Source organism: Specibacter sp. AOP5-B1-6, assembly GCF_052376555.1.
Classification (GTDB): domain Bacteria; phylum Actinomycetota; class Actinomycetes; order Actinomycetales; family Micrococcaceae; genus Specibacter.
In genome coordinates, this window is record NZ_JBQSVT010000014.1 from 90,582 (window position 1) to 116,211 (window position 25,630).

Sequence of the window (25,630 nt, forward strand, 5' to 3'; positions counted from 1 at the left end):
CATGAACGCGAATACGTCCGACGTCGAATGGGAGCCACTGCGCCTGGCCGCCACCGCGGCGCTCGCCAACGCCTACGTGCCGTATTCCAAGTTTCCGGTGGGGGCTGCGGCCAGGCTGGAGGACGGCAGCATTGTTTCAGGCTGCAATGTGGAGAATGCCAGCTACGGGGTGACACTGTGCGCCGAATGCACCATGATCGGGGCGGCACGGATGAACGGCGGCGGGCTCATCACGGAGTTTTACTGTGTTGACGGCCAGGGTGCCATCCTCATGCCGTGCGGACGCTGCCGGCAGATCCTGTTTGAATTCAGCGCGGCGGCCACCCGGTTGATGACCCCTTCCGGCGTGAAGACGATGGACCAGGTCCTGCCGGACGCCTTTGGCCCGCGGGATCTGGCCCGGATTGCGGCCGCACCCGGCGAAGCAAGCCGCTGACAACAGTAGACCACTGACAACAGTAAGCACTGACTGAAGCAGGCCACTGTCAACAGTTCCACCCCTGGATTCCATTCCAGGCAGCCAGCACCGAGATCCGGACGGACACACCATGAACAGCGCATCCCCTGTACGCCCCACCTTCGACGCCGTTGACATCATCCGCACCAAGCGGGACAAGGGCACGCTCAGCGCCGACCAGATCCGTTGGACCATTGACGCCTACACCCGGGGCACCATTGCCGAGGAGCAGATGGCGGCGTTGAACATGGCGATCCTGCTCAATGGCATGGACCGGGCGGAAATTTCCCAGTGGACGGCGGCCATGATCGCCTCCGGCGACACCCTCGACTTCAGCGGGCTGCGCAACGCCAAGGGTGCTGTCATGCCAACAGCCGACAAGCACTCCACAGGAGGGGTCGGGGACAAGATCACCCTGCCGCTGGCCCCGCTGGTGGCAGTATTTGGCGCAGCTGTGCCACAACTGTCCGGCAGGGGACTGGGCCACACTGGCGGCACCCTGGACAAGCTCGAGGCCATTCCCGGCTGGCGGGCCGACCTCAGCAATGAGCAGATGATGCGCCAGCTCTCGGACGTGGGCGCCGTCATCTGTGCCGCCGGAACCGGCCTGGCACCCGCAGACAAGAAGCTGTACGCCCTGCGCGACGTCACCGGAACTGTCGAGGCCATCCCGTTGATCGCCTCATCGATCATGAGCAAGAAAATTGCCGAGGGAACGGGTGCCCTGGTCCTTGATGTGAAGGTCGGGTCCGGCGCCTTCATGAAGAGCGTGGACATGGCCCGGGAATTGGCCGAGACCATGGTCGCACTCGGCAAGGATGCCGGCGTGAACACCGTGGCGCTGCTGACCGACATGTCCACGCCGTTGGGCCTGACGGCAGGCAACGCCATCGAGGTGCAGGAATCTGTGGAAGTGCTGGCCGGCGGCGGTCCGGAAGACGTCGTTGAGCTGACGGTGAAGCTGGCGGAGGAGATGTTGGAAGCTGCCGGCATCCGCGGCGCCGACCCCGCTGCTGCGCTGCGGGACGGACGGGCCATGGATGTGTGGCGCCGGATGATTTCAGCCCAGAGCGGCGACCCTGACGCGGCCCTGCCGGTGGCCCGCGAATCCGAGGTCGTTTACGCGCCGGCCGACGGCGTGCTTGTCGGCTTGGACGCAATGGCCGTGGGTGTTGCCGCCTGGCGCCTCGGTGCCGGGCGTGCCCGCAGGGAGGATGTGGTTCAGGCAGGTGCCGGCGTGCGCATGCATGCCAAGCCGGGCGCCCTGGTGCGGGCCGGCGAGCCGCTGATGACATTGTTGACCGACACTCCGGAAAAGTTTGACCGGGCCAAAGAGGCGCTTGAAGGCGCCGTGACGATTGCCCCCGAGGGATCCCGTCCGGCAAACCCACTCATCATCGACCGCATCGCCTGAGCAACCCTCTCGCAGCAATGGTTGGTTTTTCCGGAACCCTCTCGCAGCGGGGTGCGCTAGCGTTTGCGAAAATTCAGCCATTGCTGCGAGAGCGTTGAAGGAAGAGAGACGCCGGCGAGTAGCTTCGTCACTGCTACCAAAGCAGTAGCCGCCGGCGAAAATAGTTCAGAAATATAGTCCGCTGGGTGGATACCAGCCGCCCCGGTGCGTGGGAAACTTGAAACAGACAACCACCACAGGAGAGGAACCGTCCAGGGTGGACTTTTTGCACATCGTCGGTCAAATCAATGTTTTGATTGAACATTCCGCAGCCCAATGGTGGGTGATCCCCATGGTCAGTCTCTTTTGCCTGATCGATGGTTTCTTTTTGTTCCTGCCCAGCGAAACGGCCATTGTGGCGCTGGCTTCGATTTCGGCCCGCACCGGGGAACCCAATATTTGGCTCCTGATCATTGGGGCCTCGATCGGCGCCGTTATCGGTGACAACATTGCCTACTTCATGGGCCGGACGCTGGGCACCACGCGGTTCAAGTGGATGCGCAGGCCACGCGGCGCCAAGGCATTTGCCTGGGCCGGCAGGGAACTGGAAAAACGCGGAGCCATATTGATTTTTACGGCCCGATATATCCCCGTGGGAAGAATTGCAGTCAACTTCACCGCCGGCGCCACGCATTTCCCGTGGCGCCGCTTTGTGTTGCTGGACGGAATTGCCGTCGTGACCTGGGCCGGGTATTCCGTGGCTGTGGGAACCTTTGCCGGGGCATGGGTGCACGACAATCCACTGCTGGGTGTTGGAATTGCCATTGCCTTCGCCATCGCCATCGGCTTCGTGGTAGACCACGCCATGAAATACCTGCACCATTACCTGGAAAAGCGCGGAAAATTGGCTCCGCGCCCCGAACCTGGCCTCATGGCGGCCCAGCACGCCGCCCGGGTCCAGGCTGAAGCTGCCCCGCTCGCCGCCGCCACCGAGGCCGCAGCCGGAAGCGACGGCACCGGAAATGATGGCACCGGAAACTACGGCACCGGAAACAGCGGAGCCGGAAGCGACGAAGCCGACAGCCATGGCAGCTCCGGAACTGAATCCACAAGCGGAGACAACCTGGTTGGAGCCGCTGGAGCCGCTGGAGCCGCAACCGCAACTGCAGCCGACGTCGCAACCGCCGGTGCCCCGGCCCACGCCACTGCCGGAAGCGAGGCATCCGCTGCGCCCATGGCGAACGTGGCGGAGGCGCCCGGGGGAGGGTCCGACGTCGAAGGTTCCTCCGCAATTCCCACTCCAAACGCGGGCGCGCTCCCAGCAACACAGGCGCAAACCAGCTGTGACGGGCACCGGCCGGGGGCCGTGCGGACTGGTGCGGCAGGTGCTGTCGGCCAGCACGGATAGCGCGGCGAACTAGCGCCGTGCCGGACACATCCCTAGAGTGGGGATTGTGACTAACCCAACTTCAGAGCACGCTGCCACGTCCATCCCCGTTGTGGACCTCAAATCGTTGCCAAAGGTATCCCTGCACGACCACCTGGACGGCGGTTTGCGTCCGGAAACCATCATTGAGTTGGCGGCACAGGCGGGTCATGCACTCCCGGCCACCGACCCCGAGGAGCTCCGCGCCTGGTTCATTCAGTCGGCCGACTCGGGTTCGCTTGAGCGCTATCTGGAAACCTTCGATCACACGCTTGCCGTCATGCAGACGCATGACTCGCTGGTCCGCGTTGCCAAGGAATTCGTCGAAGACCTGGCCGAGGACGGCGTGGTGTACGGCGAAGTCCGCTGGGCGCCCGAGCAGCACCTCACCGCCGGGCTGAGCCTTGACGAAGCCGTCGAAGCGGTCCAGGAGGGCCTTGAGGAAGGCATGGATGCCGTCGATGAGGCCGGCGGCTACATCGAGGTCGGCCAGATCGTCTCGGCAATGCGCCACGCCGACCGCGGCGCCGAGATCGCCCAGCTTGCCGTGCGCCACCGCGACAACGGTGTGGTCGCCTTCGACATCGCCGGCGCCGAGGAAGGCTTCCTGCCGTCCCGCTTCACCGACGCGTTCACGTTCCTGGCCGAGAACAACTTCCCCGCCACCGTCCATGCCGGCGAGGCTGCCGGGCTCGACAGCATCCAGGATGCGCTGGTCCACGGCCGCGCCTTGCGCCTGGGCCACGGTGTGCGCATCGCCGAGGACATCCATCTTGACGTTCAGGAAGAGGACGGGAACGACGTCGGCACCGTCACCTTGGGCGATCTGGCCCAGTGGGTGCGCGACCGCCAGATCCCGCTGGAACTGTGCCCGTCATCGAACCTGCAGACCGGCGCCGTTGCCTCTTTCGGCACCACGATTGCCGAACACCCCATCGACCTGCTGCACCAGCTTGGCTTCAACGTCACTGTCAACACCGACAACCGGCTCATGAGCGGCACCACGCTGACCCACGAATTCGGCCTGCTCGTTGAGACGTTTGGCTATGGCCTGGACACGGTGCTCGAGATGACCTTGAACGCCGTCCACGCAACGTTCCTGCCCATCGAAGCCCGCGAGCAGCTGGCGGACTTCATCATTGAGCACTACGAAGACGCCATGGAGGAAATGGACGATTTCGAAGACTCGGAAGACTTTGAGGCCTTTGGCGCCGCCGACGGCCTGGACCGGGACGATTCAGAGCGTGACGACTGACACCGGACAGCACGACGCCGGGCGGGCCGACTCCAGCCAGCTGGAGATGGCCCGCCTTGCCGACGTTGTGGCAGCCCTGCGTGAACACTGCCCGTGGACTGCGGCGCTGACCCGCGACTCCCTGACCACGTATTTGCTGGAGGAGTCCTACGAACTCATCGAAGCTCTCGAGGCCGGGCGCCGGGAGGAAATAGCCGGCGAACTTGGCGACATCCTGTTGCAGGTGGTGCTGCATGCCCGGCTGGCGCAGGAAGACGGCAGTTTTGACCTCGCCGACGTGGCCCGCGGACTGAGCGGGAAGCTGATCCGCCGCAGCCCCCACGTGTTTCATGCCGACGGCACCTTGCAGGACAGCTTTCCGGCCACCATCGCCGAAATCGAGGAAACCTGGGAACGGGTCAAGGCGGCCGAACGGGCCGGCTCCGGAGTTGGAGCTGACACATCGGCCAGCCCTTTCTCCGGCATTCCCCGCTCACTGCCAGCCCTGGCAATGGCCCAAAAGTCCATTGAGCGGGCCGAACGGGCCGGCCTCAGCACAGGGGAGCCGCGCGGAACCCCGGGTGGGAACATCGGGACCGAGGCAGAGCTCGGGAAGGTGCTGTTCGACGTCGTCCGTCTTGCCCAACAGGGTGGGATGGATGCCGAGCGGGCCCTGCGCACGGCCGTGCGGGAGTTTCAACAGGGCGTTTAAGCGCGACCGCGGGAGTTGCTGATCAGGACCGGATGCACTTCACCGGTGGAGACCAGCAGCTCCCGCCTTCGTTGCCGTGGACAACTGGGTCAGTCGGCCAGCAGCTTGTAGATGGTGCGGCGGGCGGTGTCGAGGGCTTCGGTGGCGGTCTTGAGCTGCTCCTCTGTTCCGCCCATGCCGATTTGCTGGACGGCCCCGGTGAGTTTGCCCATGCTCAGGCGCAGCTCCGTTCCGGCGCCGGCCTCCTGATTGACGTCGGCCCACACCTGGGCCATTTCCTCAATGTTCTCGGCCACATAGGCCTTGCCGGCCTCCGTCAGCTCGAACTCCGTGCGTTTGCCGTCACCGGTCGACTCGATCAGCCCTTCGGCCTGCAGCGCCGCCAGTGCCGGGTAGATCGAGCCGGGGCTGGGGCGCCAGGCGCCGTCGGTGTGGGCCCCGATGGCCCCGATCATGCCGTAGCCGTTATAGCTGTGTTGGCTCAGAAGGGACAGAATGGCGCTGCGGACGTTTCCCTTGCGGACCCGCCCGCCCTGCCCAAAGCCGCTCCTGAAACCTGGGCGGCCGCGCCCGCCGGGCCCGGGGCTGCCGTGACCGAAGCCGGGCCCGAAGCCTGCCCTGAGGCCGGGTCCGAACCCAGGTCCAAAGTCCGGGCCGCCGTCCTTGGCTTCGCCGCCGGGACCGCGGGTTCCGCTGCCGGGACCGCCACGCGGACCGCGTGGGCCGTCGCCGGGTCCGCGGGGACCGCCGCCCCGGGGGCCAAAGCCCGCCGCGAACCTGCCGCCCCTGGGACCAAATCCGTTGCCGAAGCCGCCATCGTCCGGGTTGGCTTCGGGGTTCTCGCCCGGCCCAAAGCCGGGCTTGCCGCCACGACGTGACGGGCCGTGGTGTCCGCCGCGACCTTCGCGGCCGCTTTTGCCATGGTGGTCCCCGCCGGGGAACCGGCTGTCCGGTTCTGTGAACTCGCCGCCGAACTCGCCGGTGGGGGAGTTGCCCTCAAAGTGGCGTCTTGGGCGTGGGGCGCGGTGTTCATCGCGTTGGTTTTCGTTGTTTTCCTGGGGAAAGTTGAAGTTTTTCATTGTTTGTTGCCTGTTCTTGCGTGAATGGTTTTATGGAGGCTGCAGATGGCGGGGATCAGAAAATGATCGGCGCGTCCGGCCCGGTGGCGACAGCCCGAGAGGCTGACCGCTGATGTGTTGTCGTATCGCTGCACCTTCCGGCGATACTTAACGATATATCGCTATGTTCGGTTAGGCAAGAGGTCTGCGGAACTTTTTTGTCCAGTGACGCACAGGTCCGGTAGCCCACGGCCCACCGGCCCAGCCCCGAGCCTTCTCCGCCACAATGCCGCTGTGAGCGTAGCAATGAGTGCCCCGTCACTTGGTCAGTTACGATTGAGGCGACAGCGTGGTCGACATTTACACTACAAAGCTGACTATTAGGAGCAATACATGGCACTTATTGAAGCCATTCATGCACGCGAAATCTTGGATTCCCGAGGAAACCCGACCGTTGAGGTTGAAGTTCTCCTGACCGACGGCGCCATGGGCCGCGCTGGCGTTCCCTCCGGTGCATCCACCGGTGCCTTTGAGGCAGTGGAGCTGCGCGACGGCGACAAGGACCGTTACCAGGGCAAGGGCGTTTTGCAGGCAGTCGAGGCTGTCCTGGAAGTCATCGCACCTGAGCTTGAAGGTGTGGACGCAACGGACCAGCGCCTCATCGATGCCATGATGCTGGAACTGGACGGCACCCCGAACAAGGCCAAGCTCGGCGCCAACGCCATCCTGGGTGTTTCCCTGGCCGTGGCAAGCGCCGCAGCAGAGTCTGCCGGCCTGCCGCTCTACCGCTACCTGGGTGGACCCAACGCACACGTGCTGCCGGTGCCGCTGATGAACATCCTCAACGGCGGCTCGCACGCCGACTCCGATGTCGACATCCAGGAATTCATGATTGTGCCCCTGGGTGCAGCCACGTTCTCCGAGGGACTGCGCTGGGGCGTTGAGGTTTACCACAACCTCAAGTCCGTGCTGCAGGAAAAGGGTCTCTCCACCGGACTGGGCGACGAGGGCGGCTTCGCGCCGAACCTGCCGTCCAACCGTGCAGCCCTGGACCTGATCCTGGAAGCCATCAAGCGTGCAGGCTACGAAGCCGGCAAGGACATCGGCCTGGCCCTGGACGTTGCCTCCTCCGAATTCTTCAAGGACGGCGCCTACCAGTTCGAGGGCAAGGCACTTTCCGCCGCCGAGATGAGCGCCTACTACACCGAACTCGTCGCCGACTACCCGCTCGTGTCCATCGAGGATCCCCTGGATGAAGACGACTGGGAAGGCTGGAAGACCCTGACCGACGCCATTGGCGACAAGGTCCAGATCGTGGGCGATGACCTCTTCGTCACCAACCCCGAGCGTCTTTCCCGCGGCATCGAGGCTGCAACCGCGAACTCGCTGCTGGTGAAGGTCAACCAGATCGGCTCGCTCACCGAAACCCTGGACGCCGTGTCCATGGCCCAGCGCGCCGGTTACACCACCATCACCTCGCACCGCTCAGGCGAAACCGAAGACACCACCATTGCTGACATCTGCGTTGCCACCAACGCCGGACAGATCAAGACCGGTGCCCCGGCCCGCTCCGAGCGCGTTGCCAAGTACAACCAGCTGCTGCGCATCGAAGAAGAGCTCGACGACGCCGCACGCTATGCAGGCCGCAGCGCGTTCCCGCGTTTCAAGGGCTAAATAGCAACAACAGCCGCGGCAGCTCGCTAAGGTGGAACACACACCTTGGTTCGCTGCCGCGGCTTTGTCGTCTCCGGAGACAGCTGTTGCCCCGGCGAACACAGGTGGCGCACGTTTTGATCGGCAGAAGTCCTTAGGAGATGCATGGCCACGCGACGGCCCTCGGTGCCTAAAGCACAATTCACAGCCGGTATTGGCAGTGCCCCGGACAAGGCTGCAGAAAAATCTGCACACCCCAGCACGACGCCGGACCCCGGCGCGGACGGTTCACCCACCCACCGCGGTGGCAAGGCAGGCAGCGGCGCATCAGGCAGCGGCACAGCAGCCAAGGGTGCCGCCGGCGGCAAGACCGGCAACGGCAAGTCTGGAACTGGCACTGCAGGCGGCAAAAATGAGCGGCAGCGTGCTTCCGGGCCCAACAGCCGCAGCCACGAGGACGGCGTGATCCACGAGGGCGGCAACAGCCCCGTGCCGGCACGGTCCTTCTCCGGACGGCTCCTGGTGCTGGGCCTGGCCATGGGCGTTGTGACCTTGCTGCTGGCACCCAATGTCCACACCTTCCTGGAACAGCGGGCTGAAATCTCCGCACTGCACGAAGACATTGCCGCCAAGGAAGTCCAGCAGGACGCCTACAAGTCGGAACTGGCCCGTTGGGACGACCCCGCCTACATCAAGCAGCAGGCCCGCGACAGGGTGAGCATGCTCATGCCCGGGGAAACCGGATACTGGGTCTACGGGGCAAATGGGGTCGAGGCCACGGACGATTCAGTCGACGCAGCCAAGGCAGCGACCGCCCAGGCGACCAGCGCCAAGAACGCCACATCACTGTCCGTTGAGCCCTGGGTGGACAGCCTGTGGGACGCGGTGCAAAAGTCCGCAGAGGTGCAAGCTGCGCCGGCTGCGCCAGCCACTCCGGCGCCGGATGCCGAGCCGGCGCCCGAGCCGGCCCCGGGCGCGGAGCCGGCTCCCGACGTCGAACCTGTACCGGAGCCCGCCCCGGAAGCCGAGCCCGCACCAGCTGCCGAGCCCGCGCCCTGAGCCGGCCACAGGCGGAGGAAACCGCATTGACGGCGGCACGCTAAAATAGCTGGTTGAACACAACCGCCACACCACGATGCGCCGACAGCTCCAGCCGGCTGTCACGGCACTCAACGCCGGCGCGCATCAAAACAGTTTTAGGAAAGGCCCCCGTGCCCGCAACGCCAAGCTCCGCCTCAGGCGGGCGCGTCCCCACACAGCACGACCTTGACACGCTCAGCCGCCAGCTCAACCGGCCGGTGCGCGACGTGGTTGAGATCCCGGCACGGTGCGTGTGCGGAAATCCACTGGTGGCAGCCACCGCACCGCGGCTCAGCAACGGGATTCCCTTCCCCACCACGTACTATTTGACGCACCCCGTCATCACCGCTGCAGCTTCCCGCCTGGAGGCTGCCGGACTCATGAACGAAATGACCGACAGGCTCGGCAGCGACAGCGAGCTGGCCGCCGCCTACCTCAAGGCCCACGACAGCTACATTGCGGCCCGTGAAGCCATTGGTGAACGTGCAGGCACCGGCCCGGTTCCGGAGATTGCCGGAATTTCCGCCGGAGGCATGCCGACGCGCGTGAAATGCCTGCACGTGTTGATTGGCCACTCCCTGGCAGCCGGTCCCGGCGTCAATCCGCTGGGTGATGAGGCACTTGCCGCCGTGGCGCCGTGGTGGACGGCCGACACCTGCCATTGTGCAGGCGCCTGGGATGACGGGGCGCCCGTTCCCAACAAGGACTTGAGCCGCCACGTCAAGCATTTGAACCAGCAGGGGAGCTGAGCCCGGTGCGCGTTGCTGCCATAGACTGCGGAACCAATTCCATCAGGCTGCTGATTGCAGATGTCGTGCAGGACGGGGACGGCGGTCAGCGCCTCACCGACGTGCACCGCGAAATGCGGGTCGTCAGGCTGGGCCAGGGCGTGGATGTCACAGGCATGTTGGCGGAGGAAGCGCTGGAGCGCACCTTTGCGGCCGTGGACGACTATGCGGCGTTGATCCGCTCGGCAGCCGTGGAGCGGGTGCGCTTTGTTGCCACCAGCGCCACGCGCGACGCGGGCAACCGCGACGTTTTTGTTGCAGGCATCGAGGCACGGCTGGGTGTGGCTCCCGACGTGGTCAGCGGTTCCGAGGAGGCGGCGTTGTCCTTCGCCGGCGCGGTCAGTGTCCTGCCCATGCAGGAAAACCGCAACGTTCTCGTCGTCGACCTTGGCGGTGGAAGCACCGAATTTGTCATGGGCGATGCCGACGGCGTCAGCGGCGCGCTGAGCACCAACATGGGCTGCGTGCGCTTCACTGAGCGCTACCTGCAAAGCGATCCCCCCACCCCGGCGGAAATTGCCGCAGCCGAAGCCGCCATCGAGGACAAGCTGTCAGAAGTGCTGGCCGTGGTCCCGCTGGGGGATGTCGACGGCATCGTGGGTGTGGCCGGGTCAATCACCACCATCACGGCGCACGCCCTCGGGTTGGCGAGCTACCAGAGCGAGGCGATTCATGCCGCCGTCGTGCCTCTTGAGGAAATTGACGCCGCGGCGACAGCACTGCTGGCCATGACGCGCACGCAACGGGCGGAACTTGGCTTCATGCATCCCGGGCGTGTCGACGTCATTGGCGCGGGTGCACTGATCTGGCGCACGGTGCTGCGGCGCCTGGCGCAACTCAGCGGAGGAAGGCTGGAATCGGCAACGACGAGCGAACACGATATTCTGGACGGAATCGCACTGGGTGCGGCCCGCGGCTGACCCAGGTATCAAACGGAAACGAGCGTTTATGCAGTTAGGCCCACGGTTGCGTCCCATCGCTGCCGCGTTGATGACGCTTGCCCTGGCAGGCTCGCTGGTGGTGGCGGCTGCCCCGGCGGCGTCGGCGGACGACATTCGGAACCGGGAATACTGGTTGCAGAACTCTGGGATCGAGAAGGCCTGGGACGTTTCGCAGGGTGAAGGCGTCAAGGTGGCCATCATCGACAGCGGCATCGACAAGTCCCACCCCGACCTCAAGGGGGCAGTGGTGGGTGGCACCGACATGTCCGGCGCTGGCAATGCCGACGGTACCAAGGGCATTGGCGCCGAACCCGAGCATGGCACCCTGGTGGCCACCATGCTTGCGGGCCGCGGTCACAAGGCAAGCACCCCCTCAGCGAAGGCGACAACCAAGTCAACCGCAAAACCAAGCACGACGGCGCCCGCCAAACCCACTGTCGGAGCAGGCACCGACGGTGTCATCGGGGTGGCGCCCAAGGCGGAACTGCTCAGCGTTTCGGTGTGGCTTGGCGGCGACAACCCCTCGGGCAAAAACATTGACGACCAGATCCCGGGCGCCGTGAAATGGGCTGTGGACAATGGCGCGAAGGTCATCAACATGTCCCTTGGCAGCACCTCAACGGCCTGGCCGCAAAGCTGGGACGACGCCTTTGCGTACGCCGAGTCCAAGGATGTCGTCATCGTGGCGGCCGCAGGCAACCGGAAAACCGGCAGTGAACAGGTGGGGGCCCCGGCCACCATCCCGGGAATTTTGGCCGTGGGCGGCCTCGACAAGGACGGATCCGCCAGCGTCGATTCCTCCTCCCAAGGCATCAGCATCGGCGTGAGCGCACCCGCCGAAGATCTTGCCGGGGGACTGCCCGGCGGCGGGTACGCACGCTGGAGCGGCACAAGCGGTGCCGCCCCGATCGTCTCGGGCGTGGCCGCGCTGATTCGTGCCAAATACCCTGAGATGAGCGCTGCCCAGGTCATCAACAGGATCATTTCAACGGCCCAACCCAAGGGCGAAGGCGTGCCCAACGCCATTTACGGCTATGGGATTCTCGACGCCGACGCGGCCTTGAACGCCGATGTGCCGGACGTGGAGGCAAACCCGCTGGGCAGCATTGCGGAGTGGATTCACGTGCACCGGCGCAGCGAGGTCACCCCGCCCGCGGACGACGGCGGCGCGGTCGAGGCTGTGCCGCAGCCCAAGCCAACCTTGACGGACATGGCGGCCCCTGTGGCGGTTCCGGCGGAACAGATCACCAGCCCGCTGCCCCAGATTTTGGTCCTCGGTTCCGTTGGGCTTCTCGTATTGATTGGTGCTGGCGGGACCACGCACGTGCTGCTTGCACGTCGCCGGTTGGCTCAGCCGGAAGGCGCGGCAGGCGGTGGCTCGTCCGGCGCGAACGGAGCCGCGGGGCCCAGCGGCGGTTCCGGTTCCGGCCCCGGTGGCGGTTCCGGAAGTGGCGGAACTTCCGCCAGTGACGGCCGTGCAAGCGGCGCATCCAGCGGAAAAGCTGTTGACGGCGACTCCGGGGCGGCGGGGGCGGCAGCCTCCGGGAAGTCAGCCAAGCCGACGTCGGATGTGTCCACCAAGCCAGCCCCGGAAACTCTGTCCAGCAGGCGCGACAGCCGTCCCGACAAGGCAAGCCACAAGCACTAGGTCCAGCCGCCTGCGGCCCCGGGAATTCGCCGTCGTGATTTCCCGCGGGCCCGGCGAGGGTCCCCACTGTCCGGGCGCAGCCCTGCCTGCCCAGTCTCGAGACAGTCCCCAACCAGTCCCAAAACGGCCAGAAACCGTCATGTTAAGCCGTTGTGCACTCGGCTAGTGAATATTTTCACAAAGAACTGTATTATGGAGACATGGCAATCACTCCAACCTTTTCAGCACGTCCGCGCGTCCTTGTAGTTGGCGGCGGTTACGTCGGCCTCTACACGGCCTTCAACCTGCAGAAGAAGATCGCAAAATCAGGTGGCATCGTCACCCTGGTCGATCCACTGCCCTACATGACGTACCAGCCGTTCCTGCCCGAGGTGGCCGGCGGAAACATCGAGGCGCGCCACGCGGTTGTCTCCCACCGCAAGCACCTCAAGCACACCGAACTCATTCAGGGTTCCGTCACTGCCATTGACCACGAGAACCGCAAGGCCGTTGTGGCCCCGGCCGACGGCGGCGAGCCGTTCGAGCTGACCTACCACGACGTCGTCGTGGCTGCAGGTGCCATCACGCGCACCTTCCCGATCAAGGGCCTGGCCGAATCGGGCATCGGCCTGAAGACCATCGAGGAAGCCGTTGCGCTGCGCAACCAGGTTCTTTCCCTCATTGAGCAGGCCTCCACGGAGACCGACCCGGCCAAGCGCAAGCGCGCCTTGACGTTCGTCGTCGTCGGTGGCGGTTTCGCCGGCATTGAAACCATCGCCGAACTCGAAGACATGGCCCGCGCCGCCGTCAAGCTCAACGCCCGCGTTGAGCAGTCGGAGCTGCGTTTCGTCCTCGTTGAAGCCATGGGTCGCATCATGCCCGAGGTCACCGAGTCCCAGGCACTGTGGGTTGTGGAGCACCTCCGCAGCCGCGGTGTCGAGGTCCTGCTGAACACCTCGCTGGACAACGCCGAAGACAACAACATCAAGCTCATCAACCTGCCGGACAAGACAACTGCCCAGCAGTTCGACGCCGACACCTTGATCTGGACCGCTGGCGTCATGGCCAACCCCATGGTCCGCTCCACCGATTTCCCGATCGAACCCCGCGGCCGTGTCTCCGTGAACGTGAACCTGCAGGTCAACGGCGAATTCGGTGTCATCGAGAACGCCTGGGCTGCCGGCGATGTTGCGGCTGTCCCGGATGTCACCGGCGGCCTGCCGGATGGCACCTGCGTCCCCAACGCCCAGCACGCCCTGCGTCAGGCCAAGCGCCTGGCCAAGAACCTGTGGGCCAGCCGTTTCAACAAGTCCTTGAAGGGCTACAAGCACAAGAACCTTGGCGCCGTCGCCGGCTTCGGCCAGTGGAAGGGTGTTGCCAAGATCATGGGCATCCAGCTCAAGGGTGCACCGGCCTGGTTGGCGCACCGCGGCTACCACGGCCTGGCCATGCCCACCGTGGAGCGCAAGGTCCGCGTCCTCTCGGACTGGTTTGTCACCATGATTGCGGGCCGCGACATGGCCCAGCTGGAGAACCTGCAGGCTCCGCGCGCCACATTCGTTGCCGCTGCCACGCCCAAGCCCAAGCCCGCTGCGAAGCCGGCCGAGGCCCCCGCAGCTGAAGCCCCCAAGGCTGAAGCCAAGGAAGAAGCAACCGCGAGCAAGTAGCCAGCGCTTCTGAACCGCGTTCGACGGCGGCCCTCCCCACAGTCTGCACGCAGGCTGTGGGGAGGGCCGTTTTCGTCTATCCTGCTGCCGGCCGTGGCCGGGAAGCCGGCAGCTTGTGGCACTAGACTGAGCTGATGATTATCCGTCGTGAACATGCCGGGGACAGGCCCGAGGTTCTGGCCCTGGTGGAGGCTGCGTTTCCCGAGCCCGTTGAGGCGCGGTTGCTGCGTGAACTTTTTGCTGCACGCGAGTACCTGCCCAGGTTGTCGCTCGTGGCCGAATCGGAGCGGGGCGAAATCCTGGGATACGTCATTACCACCAGGGCCTGGATCGGGGCGGCGGACTCGTTGGGGCTGGGGCCCATCGCCGTGCTGCCGGGCTACCAGCGGCAGGGCATCGGGTCGGCCTTGATGCACGCCACCATCGCTGCCGCCAACGACATGGCCGAGCAAACGATCGTGCTGCTGGGCAGCACCGAGTACTACCCGCGCTTTGGTTTTGTGCCGGCGGACTCCATGGGGATCGCCTCCCCGGACCCGTCGTGGGGATCGCATTTCATGGCCTTGGCGTTGGACGCCTTTGTTCCCGGCCAACACGGACACTTTAAATATTCGGAACCATTCAACTCCCTCTGATCGCCGGTTTCCTGCGGGGGCTGCCCATCCAGTAATGTTGACGTGAGCCGGATCAGTTCTCCGGCAAAGCCCCCGTATTCCAATGGCAGAGAAAATCGACTTAAAATCGACACAGTGTGGGTTCGAGTCCCACCGGGGGTACCACGAAAGACCGCCAGTGCGCGGAAGCCATGGTTTCCGTTGGCCCGCGGCAGCGCCAAACTGACACAACCCCGAAATTGTTTCCACGGCGGCTCAGATTGCTGCTGTGGCGTTGTGGCTGCATGAACATACCGGCAGCAGGCCGCTGCGAGGTTCGGCCCACTCTGACGTACGCCAATACGAGCCCAGTGCGCGCCGTCGTCGTTCTACACCCCTGTGGCTTCACGGCGAAGCCCGGCTTCCGGACCTGTTTGCGGGGGCTTAAGCGAACAACAGGTGAACGTTTGCTGGGAATGGGCTGGCAATGGGGGCCGGAGGGAATAAAAAAGTGGTTCCGGGCGGCTGACTTGATAGAGTTAGTAAATATCTTTACCCCCTATTTAGGAGGAAGCAGCATCATGGCCCTTGGTGGTAATCCGGTTTTTGCCAACAACAAAAACTTCAAGGACACACCCTCGTCCCAGCGCGGCTACGTCAATGGCGGAGCCGACACCATGGCGGCCCAGACGCAGTTGTCCGCGCAGCAGTTGCAGGACATGTACAGCAAGCCGTCCGCCAACGCCGCACAGACCGGCCGCATGACGTACGACGACGTCATCATGAAGACTGTGTTCACCCTCGCCTTGGTGTTGGTGGGTGCAGCCCTTGGCTGGATCGTTCCCGTGCTGATGTGGCCGGGCGTGATTGTCGGTCTGGTGCTTGGCCTGGTGAACTCGTTCAAGAAGCAGCCCTCCCCGGTGCTCATCCTTGGCTACGCCCTGTTCGAGGGCATGTTCCTCGGCGGGTTCTCCGGCCTGCTCGAAGGCATGTACCCGGGCATCGTGATCCAGGCAGTCCTTGGCACCTTGAGTGTGTTCGTCGTGACCCTGGTGTTGTTCCGCAACGGCAAGGTCCGTGCCACCCCGAAGATGACCCGATTCTTCATGATCGCACTCGGCGGCTATGCGCTGTTCTCGCTGATCAACTTTGGCATGGTCATGTTCGGCGCCACAAGCAACCCATGGGGCATGCGCGGCATGGAGATCCCGGGCACCAGCATCCCGTTTGGCTTCGTCCTCGGCCTGCTGGCCATCGGCCTGGCCGCGTTCTCGCTGATCGTTGACTTCACTTCCATTGAGCGGGGTGTGCAAAACGGACTGCCCACCAAGTACTCCTGGACTGCGGCCTTCGGCCTGACAGTGACGCTCGTATGGCTGTACGTGGAGATCCTGCGCCTGCTGGCCATCATGCGGGGCAACGACTAAACGCCCCTCCCAAGAATTATTGGTGCAACGCCCGGCCCCGTGGGGACCGGGCGTTGCCTCTATAGCCTTACTTTTCAAAACCGAAATAAGCAACACCCAATGCAGTTAACTAGCGAGAGCAGCTCATGAACCTATCCCCTCTGATCTGGGGCATTACCATTGTCATAATTTTGGGCCTTCTGGCCTTTGATTACTTTTTCCACATCCGCAAGGCGCACATTCCCACCTTGCGTGAAGCAGCCATCTGGTCCTCAATCTATGTTGGCCTGGCCGTTGTCTTCGGCGTGGCAGTGTTTATCTTCGGCGGCCCCACCATGGGTGGGGAGTACTTCGCCGGGTACATCACCGAAAAGGCCCTCAGCGTTGACAACTTGTTTGTCTTCCTCGTCATCATGGCCAGCTTCAAGGTTCCGCGTGAAGACCAGCAGAAGGTTCTGCTCTTCGGCATCGTCTTCGCCTTGATCGCCCGCACAGCGTTCATTTTTGCCGGCGCAGCACTGATCAACACCTGGTCCTGGATGTTCTACATCTTTGGCATCATCCTGCTTGTCACGGCAGGGAACCTGCTCAAGGAAGAGGACAGCGAAGGCGACGACGCCGACAACTTCATCATCAAGTTGGCCAAGAAGCTGTTCAACACTTCCGACAAGTACGACGGCGACAAGCTCTTCACCAAGATCGACGGCAAGAAGGTCCTCACCCCGATGCTGCTGGTCATGGTCGCCATTGGCGGCACCGACCTGCTGTTTGCACTGGACTCGATTCCGGCCATCTTCGGCCTGACCCAGAACGTGTACATCGTCTTCACGGCGACGGCGTTCTCCCTCATGGGCCTGCGCCAGCTCTACTTCCTCCTTGACGGCCTGCTGGACCGGCTGATCTACCTCTCCTACGGCCTCGCCACCATCCTCGCCTTCATCGGCGTGAAGCTGGTGCTGCACGCACTGCATGAGAACAACCTGCCGTTCATCAACGACGGCGAGCACGTTCCGGTCTTCGAGATCAGCACCAGTCTTTCGCTGATCGTGATCATCGGCGTTCTGGCCATCACCATCATCGCCTCGCTGGTGAGCAAGTCGGGCAAGGCCCAGACGGTCCTGAACAACGCCCGCCGCCACGCCGAAAGCTACCTGGACCTTGACTACACGGCAGATTCAGCCGAGCGTGAGCGGGTCTACAACCTGCTCATGGACGAGGAAAAGACCATCCAGGGCATGGAGCCGAAATACCGCGACAAGCACAAGGACTCCGAAGAGATCCTTGGCCAGATCGTCCAAGCCCAGCAGCACCACAGGGACTACCGCCTCAAGTAGCCCCCGTTAGAAAGTGACCCGCAGAAGTGGTTGCTGGATCAATCGAAAACGATTGATACAGCAACCACTTCTGCGGGTCACTTGTGGGTTAAGGGTGGAGGTTTGGCGCAGGGGCTAGTGGATCCTGCGGGCTCCCGGGGCGGGGGAGACGGCGAAGATGTCAGGAACGCCGAAGCCTGCCTCGGCAAAGGCATGGACGACGGCGGCGCGCACCTGTTCCTCCGCGGCTGCGGGGATGAGGGCGATGGCCGAGCCGCCAAACCCGCCGCCGGTCATGCGGGCACCCAGGGCCCCGTGGGCCAGTGCCTTGTCAACCGCCAGGTCCAGCTCGGCGCAGGAAATCTCAAAGTCGTCACGCATGGAGGCGTGGCTTGCGGTGAGGAGCGCACCTATGGCGGCCGGTCCGGCGTCGTCCAACACCGCAACGGTGTCAAGGACACGCTGGTTCTCCGTCACGATGTGGCGCACCCGGCGGAACGTCTCCTCATCGAGCAGGCCCGCAGCCTCGGGCAGCTCGGCGGCAGCGACGTCGCGCAGGGCACGCACCCCGAGCACCTCGGCACCCAGCTCGCAGGAGGCGCGGCGGGCAGAGTAGCCGCCGGTCGCATGGGAGTGGCTGACCTTGGTGTCCACGACAAGGATCAGCAGCCCGGCGGCGGCCAGATCAAGCGGCACGAGCTTGGATTCCTGTGTGCGGCAGTCAAGGAACACGGCATGGCCGTCTGTGGAGAGCAGTGACGCCGACTGGTCGAGGATGCCCGTGGGTGCGCCAACAACTTCGTTTTCGGCACGCTGGCCAACAAGAACCAGTTCGTTCAGGCCCAGTCCGGCGGATGCCAGCTCGTTGAAGGCCGTGGCGACAGCGCACTCGATGGCGGCGGAGGACGAAAGGCCGGCGCCCGAGGGGACAGTTGACTGCAAATACAGGTCAAAGCCGCCAATGGTGATGCCCAGCTGGCGCATGACCCACACGACGCCCAGGGGGTAAGCAGTCCAGCCGCTCATGGTGTCGCGGGAGAGCGTGTCCAAGTCAACGGTGACAACGCCCTGGTTGCCGTAACTGGAGACGAGCCGTGCGGTGGTGTCCCCGCGCAGGCGGATCGCCACGGCGGCGGCACGGTCAATGGCGAACGGCAGCACATAGCCTTCGTTGTAGTCTGTGTGCTCGCCGATCAGGTTGACCCGGCCAGGGGCCGACCAAACGCCGTCGGGTGCTGTGCCATAGGCGGCCTCGAAGGCCTTGGCCACCTGGGCGGCATCGATGGACGCACTCATGCCAGTCCTGCTTTCAGTGTTGCGGCGGTGTTGCGCAGCGTGGCTGCGGTCTGCTCGGGGGTGGTGTCGTTGATGAAAGCGCCCATGGCGGCTTCGGAGCCGGCCAGGAACTTCAGCTTGTCGGCTGCCCGGCGCGGGGATGTGAGCTCGAGGTGGAAGCGACCTGCCGGGCGCAGGAACGCATCCAGCGGGGCCTGGTGCCAGGCCGCAATGTAGGGCGTGGGCGTGTCGTACAGCTTGTCCAGGGTGCGCAGCACATCCAGGTACATGACAGCGAGCTCGTCCCGCTCGGCGTCGTTGAGCGCGGCAAAGTCGGGCACATGCCGGTGCGGGGTGAGATGGATTTCCAGGGGCATGTGGGCGGCAAAGGGCACATAGGCGCTGAAGTGCCTGCCCTGGGCGATCATGCGTTCGCCGGCCTCTGATTCCTTGGCCACAATGTCGCCCAGGAGTGTCGCCGTGGCGTTGTTGTCGTCGTAGAAATTCCGAGCGGCAGCGGCCATGACCTGGCTGCGCGGCGGCACGTAGGAATAAGCATAGATCTGCCCGTGCGGGTGGTGCAGTGTGACACCAATGTCCTGGCCGCGGTTTTCAAAGGGAAAGACCTGCTTCACCCCGGGCAGCGCGCTGAGTGCCTCGGTGCGGTGGGCCCAGGCATCGATGACGGTGCGGGCACGTTCGGTCGACAGGGCGCCAAAGGATCCGGTGTGTTCGGGGGTGAAGGCAACCACCTCACAGCGGCCGAACGCGCGGCCCTGCGTGCCCCAGGCGGGGAATTCCGGCACCGGGCCGACAGCAGGTCCCAACGACGGGAAGCGGTTCTCAAAAACAGCGACGTCGTAGTCCGAGTCGGGAATCTCCGAGAGGTTCGCCCCGGTTGTGGGGCACAGCGGGCACTGATCGGCAGGTGGCAGGTAGGTGCGGGTCTGCCGGTGCGCGGCAATCGCGACCCAGTCTCCCGTGAGGGCGTCAAAGCGCAGCTCGCCGGTGTTTGCCTCCGAGCGCGGATCAAGCGGACGCGTGTCGGGGGCTGAATGGTTCTTGGCCACGGCCCCGTCGTCAAAGTAGATGAGCTCGCGGCCGTCGGCCAGAAGTGTTTTTGTGGGGGTGGTCATGAAGTTTTCCTGGAGGTGTTGGCGGCAGCAGCCGGTGATGTGATGAAGTGCGGGACACGGGAGGCAAACAGTTCGGCGGCGGCCGGGCTGACGGCGTCGTCGGTAATGATGGTGTCCACGGCGCTCAGGGGTGCAATCGAACCCAGCGAGCGGACCTGGAACTTGGTGCCGTCGGCCAGGATCACCAGGCGCGTGGTGGCCTCGATGAAGGCCGCATTGGTCTCGGCTTCAAGCAGGTTCGGGCTGGTCAGGCCGCGGTCGGTGTCCAAACCATGGACGCCCATGAAGCAAATGTCGGTGTTCAGGTGGTTCAGCGCCATGCGGGCCACCGGACCCACCAGGGCCTCGGACGGTGTCCGTTCCCCGCCGGTGACGATGACCTTCAGGTCCGAGCTGCCTTGCTGGAGGTACAGCAGCTCGGCGATTTTCAAGGAGTTGGTGACCACGGTCAAGCTGCGCAGCCGTTCAAGTTCGGCGGCCAGGCCGACAGCGAGTTGGTACGTTGTGGTGCCTCCGGTCAGGGCAAGTGTCATCCCGGGCTGGACCAGTGCCAGCGCCTGCCGGGCAATGGCAAGCTTGCCTTCAAGCTGCTTGTCGACGTTGAGCAGGAAGCCGGGTTCCAGGGCGCTGAGCCGCGCGAGGCGCATGGCGCCCCCGTGGATCTTGCGGGCCAGCCCGTTCTGGTCAAGGGCCTCAATGTCGCGGCGAATGGTCATTTCGCTGACATTCAAGGCCGTCGCAATGTCGGCAACGCGGACCGCCTCGTGCAGCTGCAGTTCCTTGAGGATGCGCGATTGGCGCTCTGGTGCCAACATGGGGGCCCTTACTCGAAATCGGATCAAAATAAACACTTTCAAACAAAATCTTACATTAGGGTGGGTGGATTTGAACCTAACCAGGTGAAACGCTGTGTTGCCGGCGGTCGTTTAGCGGTACTCTGATCCCCATGACAACCCCCAATGATGCCCCTGAACCGCGGGCGGCCACCGGAACCCAGTTCACCCTGCGACGCGCGGATGCCACCGCCATTGTTGTTTCACTGGCGGCCGGACTGCGCCATTACGACAGGGGCGGTGTGGCCCTGGTGGAGAGCTACCCCCTCGACGCCATCGCCCCGGGAGCGGCCGGAATCACGCTGGCACCGTTCGCCAACCGCATCGACGGCGGGCTGTGGGAGCTGGATGGAGCCGTCCAGCAGCTGGACATTACGGAGGTTGACCGCAACAACGCCATCCACGGATTGTTGCGCAACACCGGCTACCACGCCCTGGAGGCAAGCGACACGCATGTGCTGCTTGAGGCGGTCATTCATCCCCAGCACGGCTACCCGTTCCTGGCCCGGCACCAGGTCCGCTACGAATTGGATGGCGCGGGCCACCTGCGCGTCTCCCAGACCCTGATCAACGACTCCGCGCGCCGGGCCCCCTTCGTCCTTGGCGCGCACCCATATTTCAGGCTCGGCACCGTGGCGCCCGAAGAGCTGCGCATCCAGGTCCATGCCAACACGTTCTTGACCGCCGACGACCGCATGATTCCAACAGGGGCCGAAGCGGTGTCGGGGCGGTACGAGCTGCGCGGGGGCAGGTCCGTCCCGGAGTCCGTGATGGACGCGGCCTTCACGGATCTGCAGACGGACGACGGCGTTGCCCGGCACACGCTGTCCGGCCCGGACGGTCGCAGCGTGAGTTTGTGGCACGACGGAAGCGTCAGCCATGTGCACGTGTACGTCACGGAGCAATTCCCCGGCCGGTCCTTCGCCGTTGCCATGGAACCCATGACGGGCCCGGCCAACGCGTTCAACTCCGGCGACGGCCTGAGGTGGCTGGCCGAGGGGGAGTCCTTCACCATGAATTGGGGCGTGGAAGCGGTCCTGTGACCGACGCGCGGGTCCCGCGCTGCCCAATGGATGGGCACCGGTTACAGTATTCGGCCCTCATGGGGAATTATTGAGCTATGACGCTCGAACCACAGCAGCAAAGGCACTCTCCGCTGGACGAGTCTTCCATGGTCCCCGCAGGAATGCGGGTGGCTGGCGCGTGGTCGTGGCGGGTGGCCGTTGTGCTGATTGTTTCCGCAATGCTGATCTGGCTGCTGAGCAAGGTCATGATCCTGCTCATCCCGATCATGGTGGCCACCATCCTGGCTTCCCTGCTGCGCCCCCTGGTTAAGAAGCTGAAACAAATTGGGGTCCCGCAGGGCCTCAGTGTTGCGATCGCGGAGGTGGGTCTCGTCGTCGTGGTGGTGGGCGCCTTGTTCCTCGTCGGGCGGCAAATGATTGCGGGTTTTTCGGATTTGAGCCAACAGGCCGTCATAGGCTTGATCAAGATCCAGGATTGGCTGACCGACGGGCCGCTGGGGCTGAGCAACGACCAGATGACAAAGTACCTCGACGAGGCGCTGGCGGCACTGCAAAACAATACGAACGCCATCTTGTCAGGAGCGTTGGGTGTGGGCAGCGGTCTCACCCATTTCACCATCGGGCTGCTGCTGACCTTGTTCATCCTGTTGTTCTTCCTGCTGGAGGGCCAGGACATCTGGGCCTTCATCGTCAAGTTTTTTCCACGCCGTGCCCGGCCGGCCGTTGATGGTGCAGGGCGCCGTGGGTGGGTGTCACTGGGCAGCTACGCCCGTGTGCAGATACTCGTTGCCGCCGTTGACGCCATCGGCATCGGTGCCGGTGCAGCCATCATCCAGGTACCGTTGGCACTGCCGCTGGGTGTCCTGGTTTTCGTGGGCTCATTCATTCCCGTAGTTGGTGCGCTGGTGACGGGTGCCGTTGCCGTTCTCCTGGCCCTGGTTGCCAACGGCTGGGTCAACGCGCTCATCATGCTCGGCATCGTTTTGCTCGTGCAGCAGCTGGAAAGCCATCTGCTGCAACCCTTCATCATGGGACGGGCTGTTTCCCTGCACCCGGTGGCGGTCATTTTGGCTGTTGCCGCGGGCTCCGGCGTGGCCGGCATCCTCGGTGCCTTGTTTGCCGTGCCCCTGCTGGCGGTGGCAAATTCCTTCATCCGCTACATTTCCGGGCGCGGCTGGGAGCATGACCCGGAGCTGCCTGACATTTACGGCTTGCCGCAAGTGGTCCCGGCCGCAGGCGTTGCCCAGGAGGGTGGCACCCAGGCCGGCGCAGAAGATTTGTCCGGATCCGACGTCGGACGCCAACCACCGGCGCCATAGGCCCAAGCCAACTCGCCCCATCCGCAGGCCCAAGCCGGCAGGTTCGGTCCCGCCGGCAGCCGGGCAGTGCGCACAGTTTTTGTTCCATTCGTTTTTGTAGAGAAAGAGAAAAGTACCGTGAACGCAACCAGCGATCTCCCCGTGACCCTTGCAGATGTAGAACAGGCACGGGAGTTGTTGGCGGAGATTATTGCCCTGACCCCCATTGAGAGTTCCCGGGCGCTGGGCAGAATGACCGACTCGGAGGTGTTCTTCAAGTGTGAGAATCTGCAGCGGGCGGGGTCGTTCAAGGTTCGCGGGGCGTACGTGCGGATGGCCAAGCTGTCTGCGGCGGAACGTGCGCGCGGTGTGGTGGCAGCCTCGGCAGGCAACCACGCCCAGGGCGTGGCCGTGGCGGCGAAGGCGCTGGGCATCAAGGCGCGGATTTACATGCCGATGGGGGTTGCCCTGCCGAAGCTTGCGGCCACACGCGGGCATGGCGCCGAAGTGGTGCTGCACGGCAACAACGTGGATGAGTCCCTGGCCGAGGCCGAACGTTACGCCAACGAGACGGGGGCCGTGTTTGTGCACCCGTTCAACAACGTTGACGTGGTTGCCGGGCAGGGCACCATTGGCCTGGAGATCCTGGACCAGGTGCCCAACGTTGACACCATCATCATGGGGGTTGGCGGCGGCGGGCTGCTGGCAGGGGTGTCGGTGGCCGTGAAGGCGCGCGCCAAGGAACTTGGCCGTGAGATCCGGGTCATCGGGGTGCAGGCTGAGAACGCAGCGGCGTACCCCCCGTCGCTGGCCGCGGATGCGCTGGTGCCGTTGAAGAAGGTTTCAACCATGGCAGACGGCATTGCCGTGGGCCGTCCCGGGCAGCTGCCGTTCTCCATCATTCGTGAGCTTGTCGACGACGTGGTGACCGTCAGTGAGGACTCCCTGGCCCGGGCGTTGATCTTCCTGCTCGAACGCTCCAAGATGGTCGTGGAGCCGGCTGGCGCCGTGGGCGTGGCCGCGCTCATGGAGGGGAAGATTGAAAATCCCGGCACCACCGTGGTCGTCCTCTCGGGCGGCAACATCGACCCGATGCTCCTGCTCAAGGTCATCCAGCGCGGACTTGCCGCCGCCGGCCGGTTCATGACGGTGCGCATCATGCTCAATGACAGGCCCGGCTCGCTGGCCACGATCTCGCGCATCATCGCCGAAAACGACGCCAACGTCACCGGAGTGGACCACACCCGCGTGGGAGGCTCCATCTCCATGGGCGATGTCTCGATCACCGTGAACCTTGAAACGAAGGGGCACGAACACTGCGAGCTGGTGTTGACGGCGCTGCGGTCCGAGGGCTTCCAGCCGATCGTCGTCCACTAACCCCAAATGGGCGGCACGGATGCCACCTGGTTGATTGATGGCTCAGTACTTGTGGCTCAAGATGGCTTTGTGCTGCCCTCAGCAGGCTCCGCATCGAGCGCCTGCAGGTATTTGACCGTGTCGGCCAAGGCCACGTTTGCCTCTTTGAGATCGAGGTGGAACTGGTATTCGTGAGGAAGTTTTGGTTCGTGGTTTGCCGGCCAGAAGAGCCGTGTCACGGACACGCCGGAGTCCTCGAGTGCTTGGGCGAACGGGACCGATTGTGACCAGGTGAGGGCGTCGCCGTTGCCCCCGCTAATGAACGTCGGCGGAAAATCAGCAGTGACGAAGTCGATCGTGGACATCAGTGCGCCGGATGATTTGGATGACCAGTCTTTTGTTCCGGCGTAGGCCCAGAGTGAGACCTGCAGGCCCCAGGCTTCGATGCCGTTGAGGGCGGACATGGCGGGCATGTCGTAGACGCCGCAGTTGAGGATGGCCCCAACGAGTTGCCCTTCCTTGAGCCCCGGCGTCATCCCCGAGAGGTGCGCGTAGCGGGGGTTGGTGGTGAGGAGGGCGAGCTGACTCGCCAGCTGACTGCCTGCGGAGTCGCCGGCCAGCACGATCCTGTTTGGATCACCGTTCCAGTCGGCTGCGTGTTCGCTGATGTAAGCCAGCGCCGTGTTGAGTTGCGTCACGGCTGTTGGGTAGGCGGCTTCCGGTGCTGTTGTGTAGTTAAGCGCGATGGTCGTGTAACCCTGCCCCGCGAGGATGCGCATGTAGGGCTCAATGTTGTCCTTCTGGCCCGAAACCCATGCACCACCGTGCACCCAAACGATGGTGGTCAACTTTTTGCTGCCGTTGGCTGGGGTGAAGACGTCAAGCGTTGTATCCGACTGGGGGAGTGAGCCGGTGGGTGGCGCGTAAGCGATATCCCGGTACTCGGTGAGCTTGGTGTCGGGAACGTGTGGTTCCATCTCGGCGACGGTGGACGCGGCACCCTTCTCGAACACCGTGCGGATGACCATCACTGATGGCCAAGGGGTGATCGCGGCGACAACTGCTGTGACAACCACAGCGGCGACGAGAACTCCACCTGCGATCAAGAGTCGGTGCCGGCCCGGTCCTTGATGCCTGGCCGTGGTGACATCACTCGCTACGACGCGTTTTTTCATGTCGCTTCAAAACCCCAATCGGTGTCAAGACAGAACCGCCACGGCGAGTTCGGTGAGTTGCTCAAGGTGAGAGCCTGACGGGCAGTCCGGCTCTGATTGTGAAAACCGGCAACAGTTGCTAGTAGATCATGGATTCGTTCTTTTACCCCGTGGATGGCAGGTCTTTACGGGGCCGGCGAGATTT

The 25,630-nt window shown here is 64.1% G+C and carries 22 protein-coding genes and 1 tRNA gene; 18 read left to right on the top strand and 5 right to left on the bottom strand.

Annotated elements, in window-relative coordinates:
• The first annotated feature begins 1 nt into the window (after position 1).
• The 5 genes from ACT3TS_RS09440 (at position 2) to ACT3TS_RS09460 (ending at position 5,222) form a co-directional block, all read left to right on the top strand.
• Positions 2-436 carry a cytidine deaminase gene (locus tag ACT3TS_RS09440; RefSeq protein ID WP_444531254.1) on the top strand — a complete coding sequence of 145 codons (435 nt, stop codon included), beginning with the start codon at positions 2-4 and terminating at the stop codon, positions 434-436.
• A 112-nt stretch (positions 437-548) separates the two neighbouring features.
• The gene (locus ACT3TS_RS09445) at positions 549-1,871 is read left to right on the top strand and encodes a thymidine phosphorylase (protein ID WP_444531255.1); all 1,323 of its coding nucleotides are present in this window, start codon (positions 549-551) and stop codon (positions 1,869-1,871) included.
• Between the two features lie 292 nt (positions 1,872-2,163).
• Positions 2,164-3,258 carry a DedA family protein gene (locus ACT3TS_RS09450; RefSeq protein WP_444531256.1) on the top strand — a complete coding sequence of 365 codons (1,095 nt, stop codon included), beginning with the start codon at positions 2,164-2,166 and terminating at the stop codon, positions 3,256-3,258.
• 46 nt (positions 3,259-3,304) lie between these two features.
• On the top strand, positions 3,305-4,531 hold the full coding sequence (locus ACT3TS_RS09455) for an adenosine deaminase (protein ID WP_444531257.1): 1,227 nt from the start codon (positions 3,305-3,307) through the stop codon (positions 4,529-4,531).
• Positions 4,521-5,222 (top strand): MazG nucleotide pyrophosphohydrolase domain-containing protein, encoded by a 702-nt coding sequence (locus tag ACT3TS_RS09460; protein ID WP_444531258.1) that lies wholly within the window; start codon positions 4,521-4,523, stop codon positions 5,220-5,222. The genes ACT3TS_RS09455 and ACT3TS_RS09460 overlap by 11 nt, the downstream gene beginning before the upstream one ends.
• A gap of 89 nt (positions 5,223-5,311) precedes the next feature.
• Here the strand turns inward: ACT3TS_RS09460 and ACT3TS_RS09465 are convergent, their stop codons facing one another.
• Complete coding sequence (locus ACT3TS_RS09465) at positions 5,312-6,301, bottom strand: PadR family transcriptional regulator (protein WP_444531259.1); 990 nt, start codon at positions 6,299-6,301, stop codon at positions 5,312-5,314.
• A gap of 372 nt (positions 6,302-6,673) precedes the next feature.
• Between ACT3TS_RS09465 and eno the strand changes: the two genes are divergently transcribed.
• The 10 genes from eno to ACT3TS_RS09515 all read left to right on the top strand — a co-directional run bounded on the left by eno (position 6,674) and on the right by ACT3TS_RS09515 (position 17,369).
• Positions 6,674-7,954: a phosphopyruvate hydratase gene (eno, locus tag ACT3TS_RS09470; RefSeq protein WP_444531260.1), complete on the top strand. Its 1,281-nt coding sequence runs from the start codon at positions 6,674-6,676 to the stop codon at positions 7,952-7,954.
• A 144-nt stretch (positions 7,955-8,098) separates the two neighbouring features.
• Complete coding sequence (locus tag ACT3TS_RS09475) at positions 8,099-8,992, top strand: FtsB family cell division protein (RefSeq protein ID WP_444531261.1); 894 nt, start codon at positions 8,099-8,101, stop codon at positions 8,990-8,992.
• Positions 8,993-9,144: 152 nt separating this feature from the next.
• Positions 9,145-9,762: a DUF501 domain-containing protein gene (locus tag ACT3TS_RS09480; RefSeq protein WP_444531262.1), complete on the top strand. Its 618-nt coding sequence runs from the start codon at positions 9,145-9,147 to the stop codon at positions 9,760-9,762.
• 5 nt (positions 9,763-9,767) lie between these two features.
• Positions 9,768-10,721, top strand: a complete 954-nt coding sequence (locus ACT3TS_RS09485; protein ID WP_444531263.1) for a Ppx/GppA phosphatase family protein — start codon at positions 9,768-9,770, stop codon at positions 10,719-10,721.
• A 28-nt stretch (positions 10,722-10,749) separates the two neighbouring features.
• Complete coding sequence (locus ACT3TS_RS09490) at positions 10,750-12,390, top strand: S8 family peptidase (protein ID WP_444531264.1); 1,641 nt, start codon at positions 10,750-10,752, stop codon at positions 12,388-12,390.
• 200 nt (positions 12,391-12,590) lie between these two features.
• Positions 12,591-14,036 (top strand): NAD(P)/FAD-dependent oxidoreductase, encoded by a 1,446-nt coding sequence (locus ACT3TS_RS09495; protein ID WP_444531265.1) that lies wholly within the window; start codon positions 12,591-12,593, stop codon positions 14,034-14,036.
• Between the two features lie 134 nt (positions 14,037-14,170).
• Complete coding sequence (locus ACT3TS_RS09500) at positions 14,171-14,671, top strand: GNAT family N-acetyltransferase (protein WP_444531266.1); 501 nt, start codon at positions 14,171-14,173, stop codon at positions 14,669-14,671.
• A gap of 68 nt (positions 14,672-14,739) precedes the next feature.
• Positions 14,740-14,815 (top strand) — tRNA-Leu (locus ACT3TS_RS09505).
• A gap of 395 nt (positions 14,816-15,210) precedes the next feature.
• Positions 15,211-16,056, top strand: coding sequence for a Bax inhibitor-1/YccA family protein (locus ACT3TS_RS09510; RefSeq protein WP_444531267.1), 846 nt, complete (start codon positions 15,211-15,213; stop codon positions 16,054-16,056).
• Between the two features lie 125 nt (positions 16,057-16,181).
• Complete coding sequence (locus ACT3TS_RS09515) at positions 16,182-17,369, top strand: TerC family protein (protein ID WP_444531268.1); 1,188 nt, start codon at positions 16,182-16,184, stop codon at positions 17,367-17,369.
• 114 nt (positions 17,370-17,483) lie between these two features.
• On the opposite strand, the gene galK is transcribed toward ACT3TS_RS09515, so the two are convergent.
• The 3 genes from galK to ACT3TS_RS09530 are packed head-to-tail and all read right to left on the bottom strand — an operon-like array spanning position 17,484 to position 20,574.
• On the bottom strand, positions 17,484-18,644 hold the full coding sequence (galK, locus tag ACT3TS_RS09520) for a galactokinase (protein ID WP_444531269.1): 1,161 nt from the start codon (positions 18,642-18,644) through the stop codon (positions 17,484-17,486).
• Positions 18,641-19,759 (bottom strand): galactose-1-phosphate uridylyltransferase, encoded by a 1,119-nt coding sequence (gene galT, locus ACT3TS_RS09525; protein ID WP_444531270.1) that lies wholly within the window; start codon positions 19,757-19,759, stop codon positions 18,641-18,643. The genes galK and galT overlap by 4 nt, the downstream gene beginning before the upstream one ends.
• The gene (locus tag ACT3TS_RS09530; RefSeq protein WP_444531271.1) at positions 19,756-20,574 is read right to left on the bottom strand and encodes a DeoR/GlpR family DNA-binding transcription regulator; all 819 of its coding nucleotides are present in this window, start codon (positions 20,572-20,574) and stop codon (positions 19,756-19,758) included. Before ACT3TS_RS09530 ends, galT begins: the two co-directional genes overlap by 4 nt.
• Positions 20,575-20,705: 131 nt before the next feature.
• Between ACT3TS_RS09530 and ACT3TS_RS09535 the strand changes: the two genes are divergently transcribed.
• The 3 genes from ACT3TS_RS09535 (at position 20,706) to ilvA (ending at position 24,292) form a co-directional block, all read left to right on the top strand.
• Entirely contained in the window at positions 20,706-21,635 is a 930-nt protein-coding gene (locus tag ACT3TS_RS09535; RefSeq protein WP_444531272.1) for an aldose 1-epimerase family protein, read from the top strand.
• 77 nt (positions 21,636-21,712) lie between these two features.
• On the top strand, positions 21,713-22,936 hold the full coding sequence (locus tag ACT3TS_RS09540) for an AI-2E family transporter (protein ID WP_444531273.1): 1,224 nt from the start codon (positions 21,713-21,715) through the stop codon (positions 22,934-22,936).
• Positions 22,937-23,053: 117 nt separating this feature from the next.
• Positions 23,054-24,292: a threonine ammonia-lyase gene (ilvA, locus tag ACT3TS_RS09545; RefSeq protein WP_444531274.1), complete on the top strand. Its 1,239-nt coding sequence runs from the start codon at positions 23,054-23,056 to the stop codon at positions 24,290-24,292.
• 56 nt (positions 24,293-24,348) lie between these two features.
• Here the strand turns inward: ilvA and ACT3TS_RS09550 are convergent, their stop codons facing one another.
• Complete coding sequence (locus ACT3TS_RS09550) at positions 24,349-25,446, bottom strand: alpha/beta hydrolase (protein ID WP_444531275.1); 1,098 nt, start codon at positions 25,444-25,446, stop codon at positions 24,349-24,351.
• Positions 25,447-25,630 lie beyond the last annotated feature (184 nt).

Bases quoted from the DNA above. Each gene is read 5' to 3' on its own strand.
- ACT3TS_RS09530 (WP_444531271.1), bottom strand. From the start codon at position 20,574: ATGTTGGCACCAGAGCGCCAATCGCGCATCCTCAAGGAACTGCAGCTG.
- galK (WP_444531269.1), bottom strand. From the start codon at position 18,644: ATGAGTGCGTCCATCGATGCCGCCCAGGTGGCCAAGGCCTTCGAGGCC.
- ACT3TS_RS09535 (WP_444531272.1), top strand. From the start codon at position 20,706: ATGACAACCCCCAATGATGCCCCTGAACCGCGGGCGGCCACCGGAACC.
- ACT3TS_RS09515 (WP_444531268.1), top strand. From the start codon at position 16,182: ATGAACCTATCCCCTCTGATCTGGGGCATTACCATTGTCATAATTTTG.
- ACT3TS_RS09495 (WP_444531265.1), top strand. From the start codon at position 12,591: ATGGCAATCACTCCAACCTTTTCAGCACGTCCGCGCGTCCTTGTAGTT.
- ACT3TS_RS09490 (WP_444531264.1), top strand. From the start codon at position 10,750: ATGCAGTTAGGCCCACGGTTGCGTCCCATCGCTGCCGCGTTGATGACG.
- ACT3TS_RS09540 (WP_444531273.1), top strand. From the start codon at position 21,713: ATGACGCTCGAACCACAGCAGCAAAGGCACTCTCCGCTGGACGAGTCT.
- galT (WP_444531270.1), bottom strand. From the start codon at position 19,759: ATGACCACCCCCACAAAAACACTTCTGGCCGACGGCCGCGAGCTCATC.
- eno (WP_444531260.1), top strand. From the start codon at position 6,674: ATGGCACTTATTGAAGCCATTCATGCACGCGAAATCTTGGATTCCCGA.
- ACT3TS_RS09500 (WP_444531266.1), top strand. From the start codon at position 14,171: ATGATTATCCGTCGTGAACATGCCGGGGACAGGCCCGAGGTTCTGGCC.
- ACT3TS_RS09465 (WP_444531259.1), bottom strand. From the start codon at position 6,301: ATGAAAAACTTCAACTTTCCCCAGGAAAACAACGAAAACCAACGCGAT.
- ACT3TS_RS09445 (WP_444531255.1), top strand. From the start codon at position 549: ATGAACAGCGCATCCCCTGTACGCCCCACCTTCGACGCCGTTGACATC.
- ACT3TS_RS09440 (WP_444531254.1), top strand. From the start codon at position 2: ATGAACGCGAATACGTCCGACGTCGAATGGGAGCCACTGCGCCTGGCC.
- ACT3TS_RS09475 (WP_444531261.1), top strand. From the start codon at position 8,099: ATGGCCACGCGACGGCCCTCGGTGCCTAAAGCACAATTCACAGCCGGT.
- ACT3TS_RS09550 (WP_444531275.1), bottom strand. From the start codon at position 25,446: ATGAAAAAACGCGTCGTAGCGAGTGATGTCACCACGGCCAGGCATCAA.
- ACT3TS_RS09510 (WP_444531267.1), top strand. From the start codon at position 15,211: ATGGCCCTTGGTGGTAATCCGGTTTTTGCCAACAACAAAAACTTCAAG.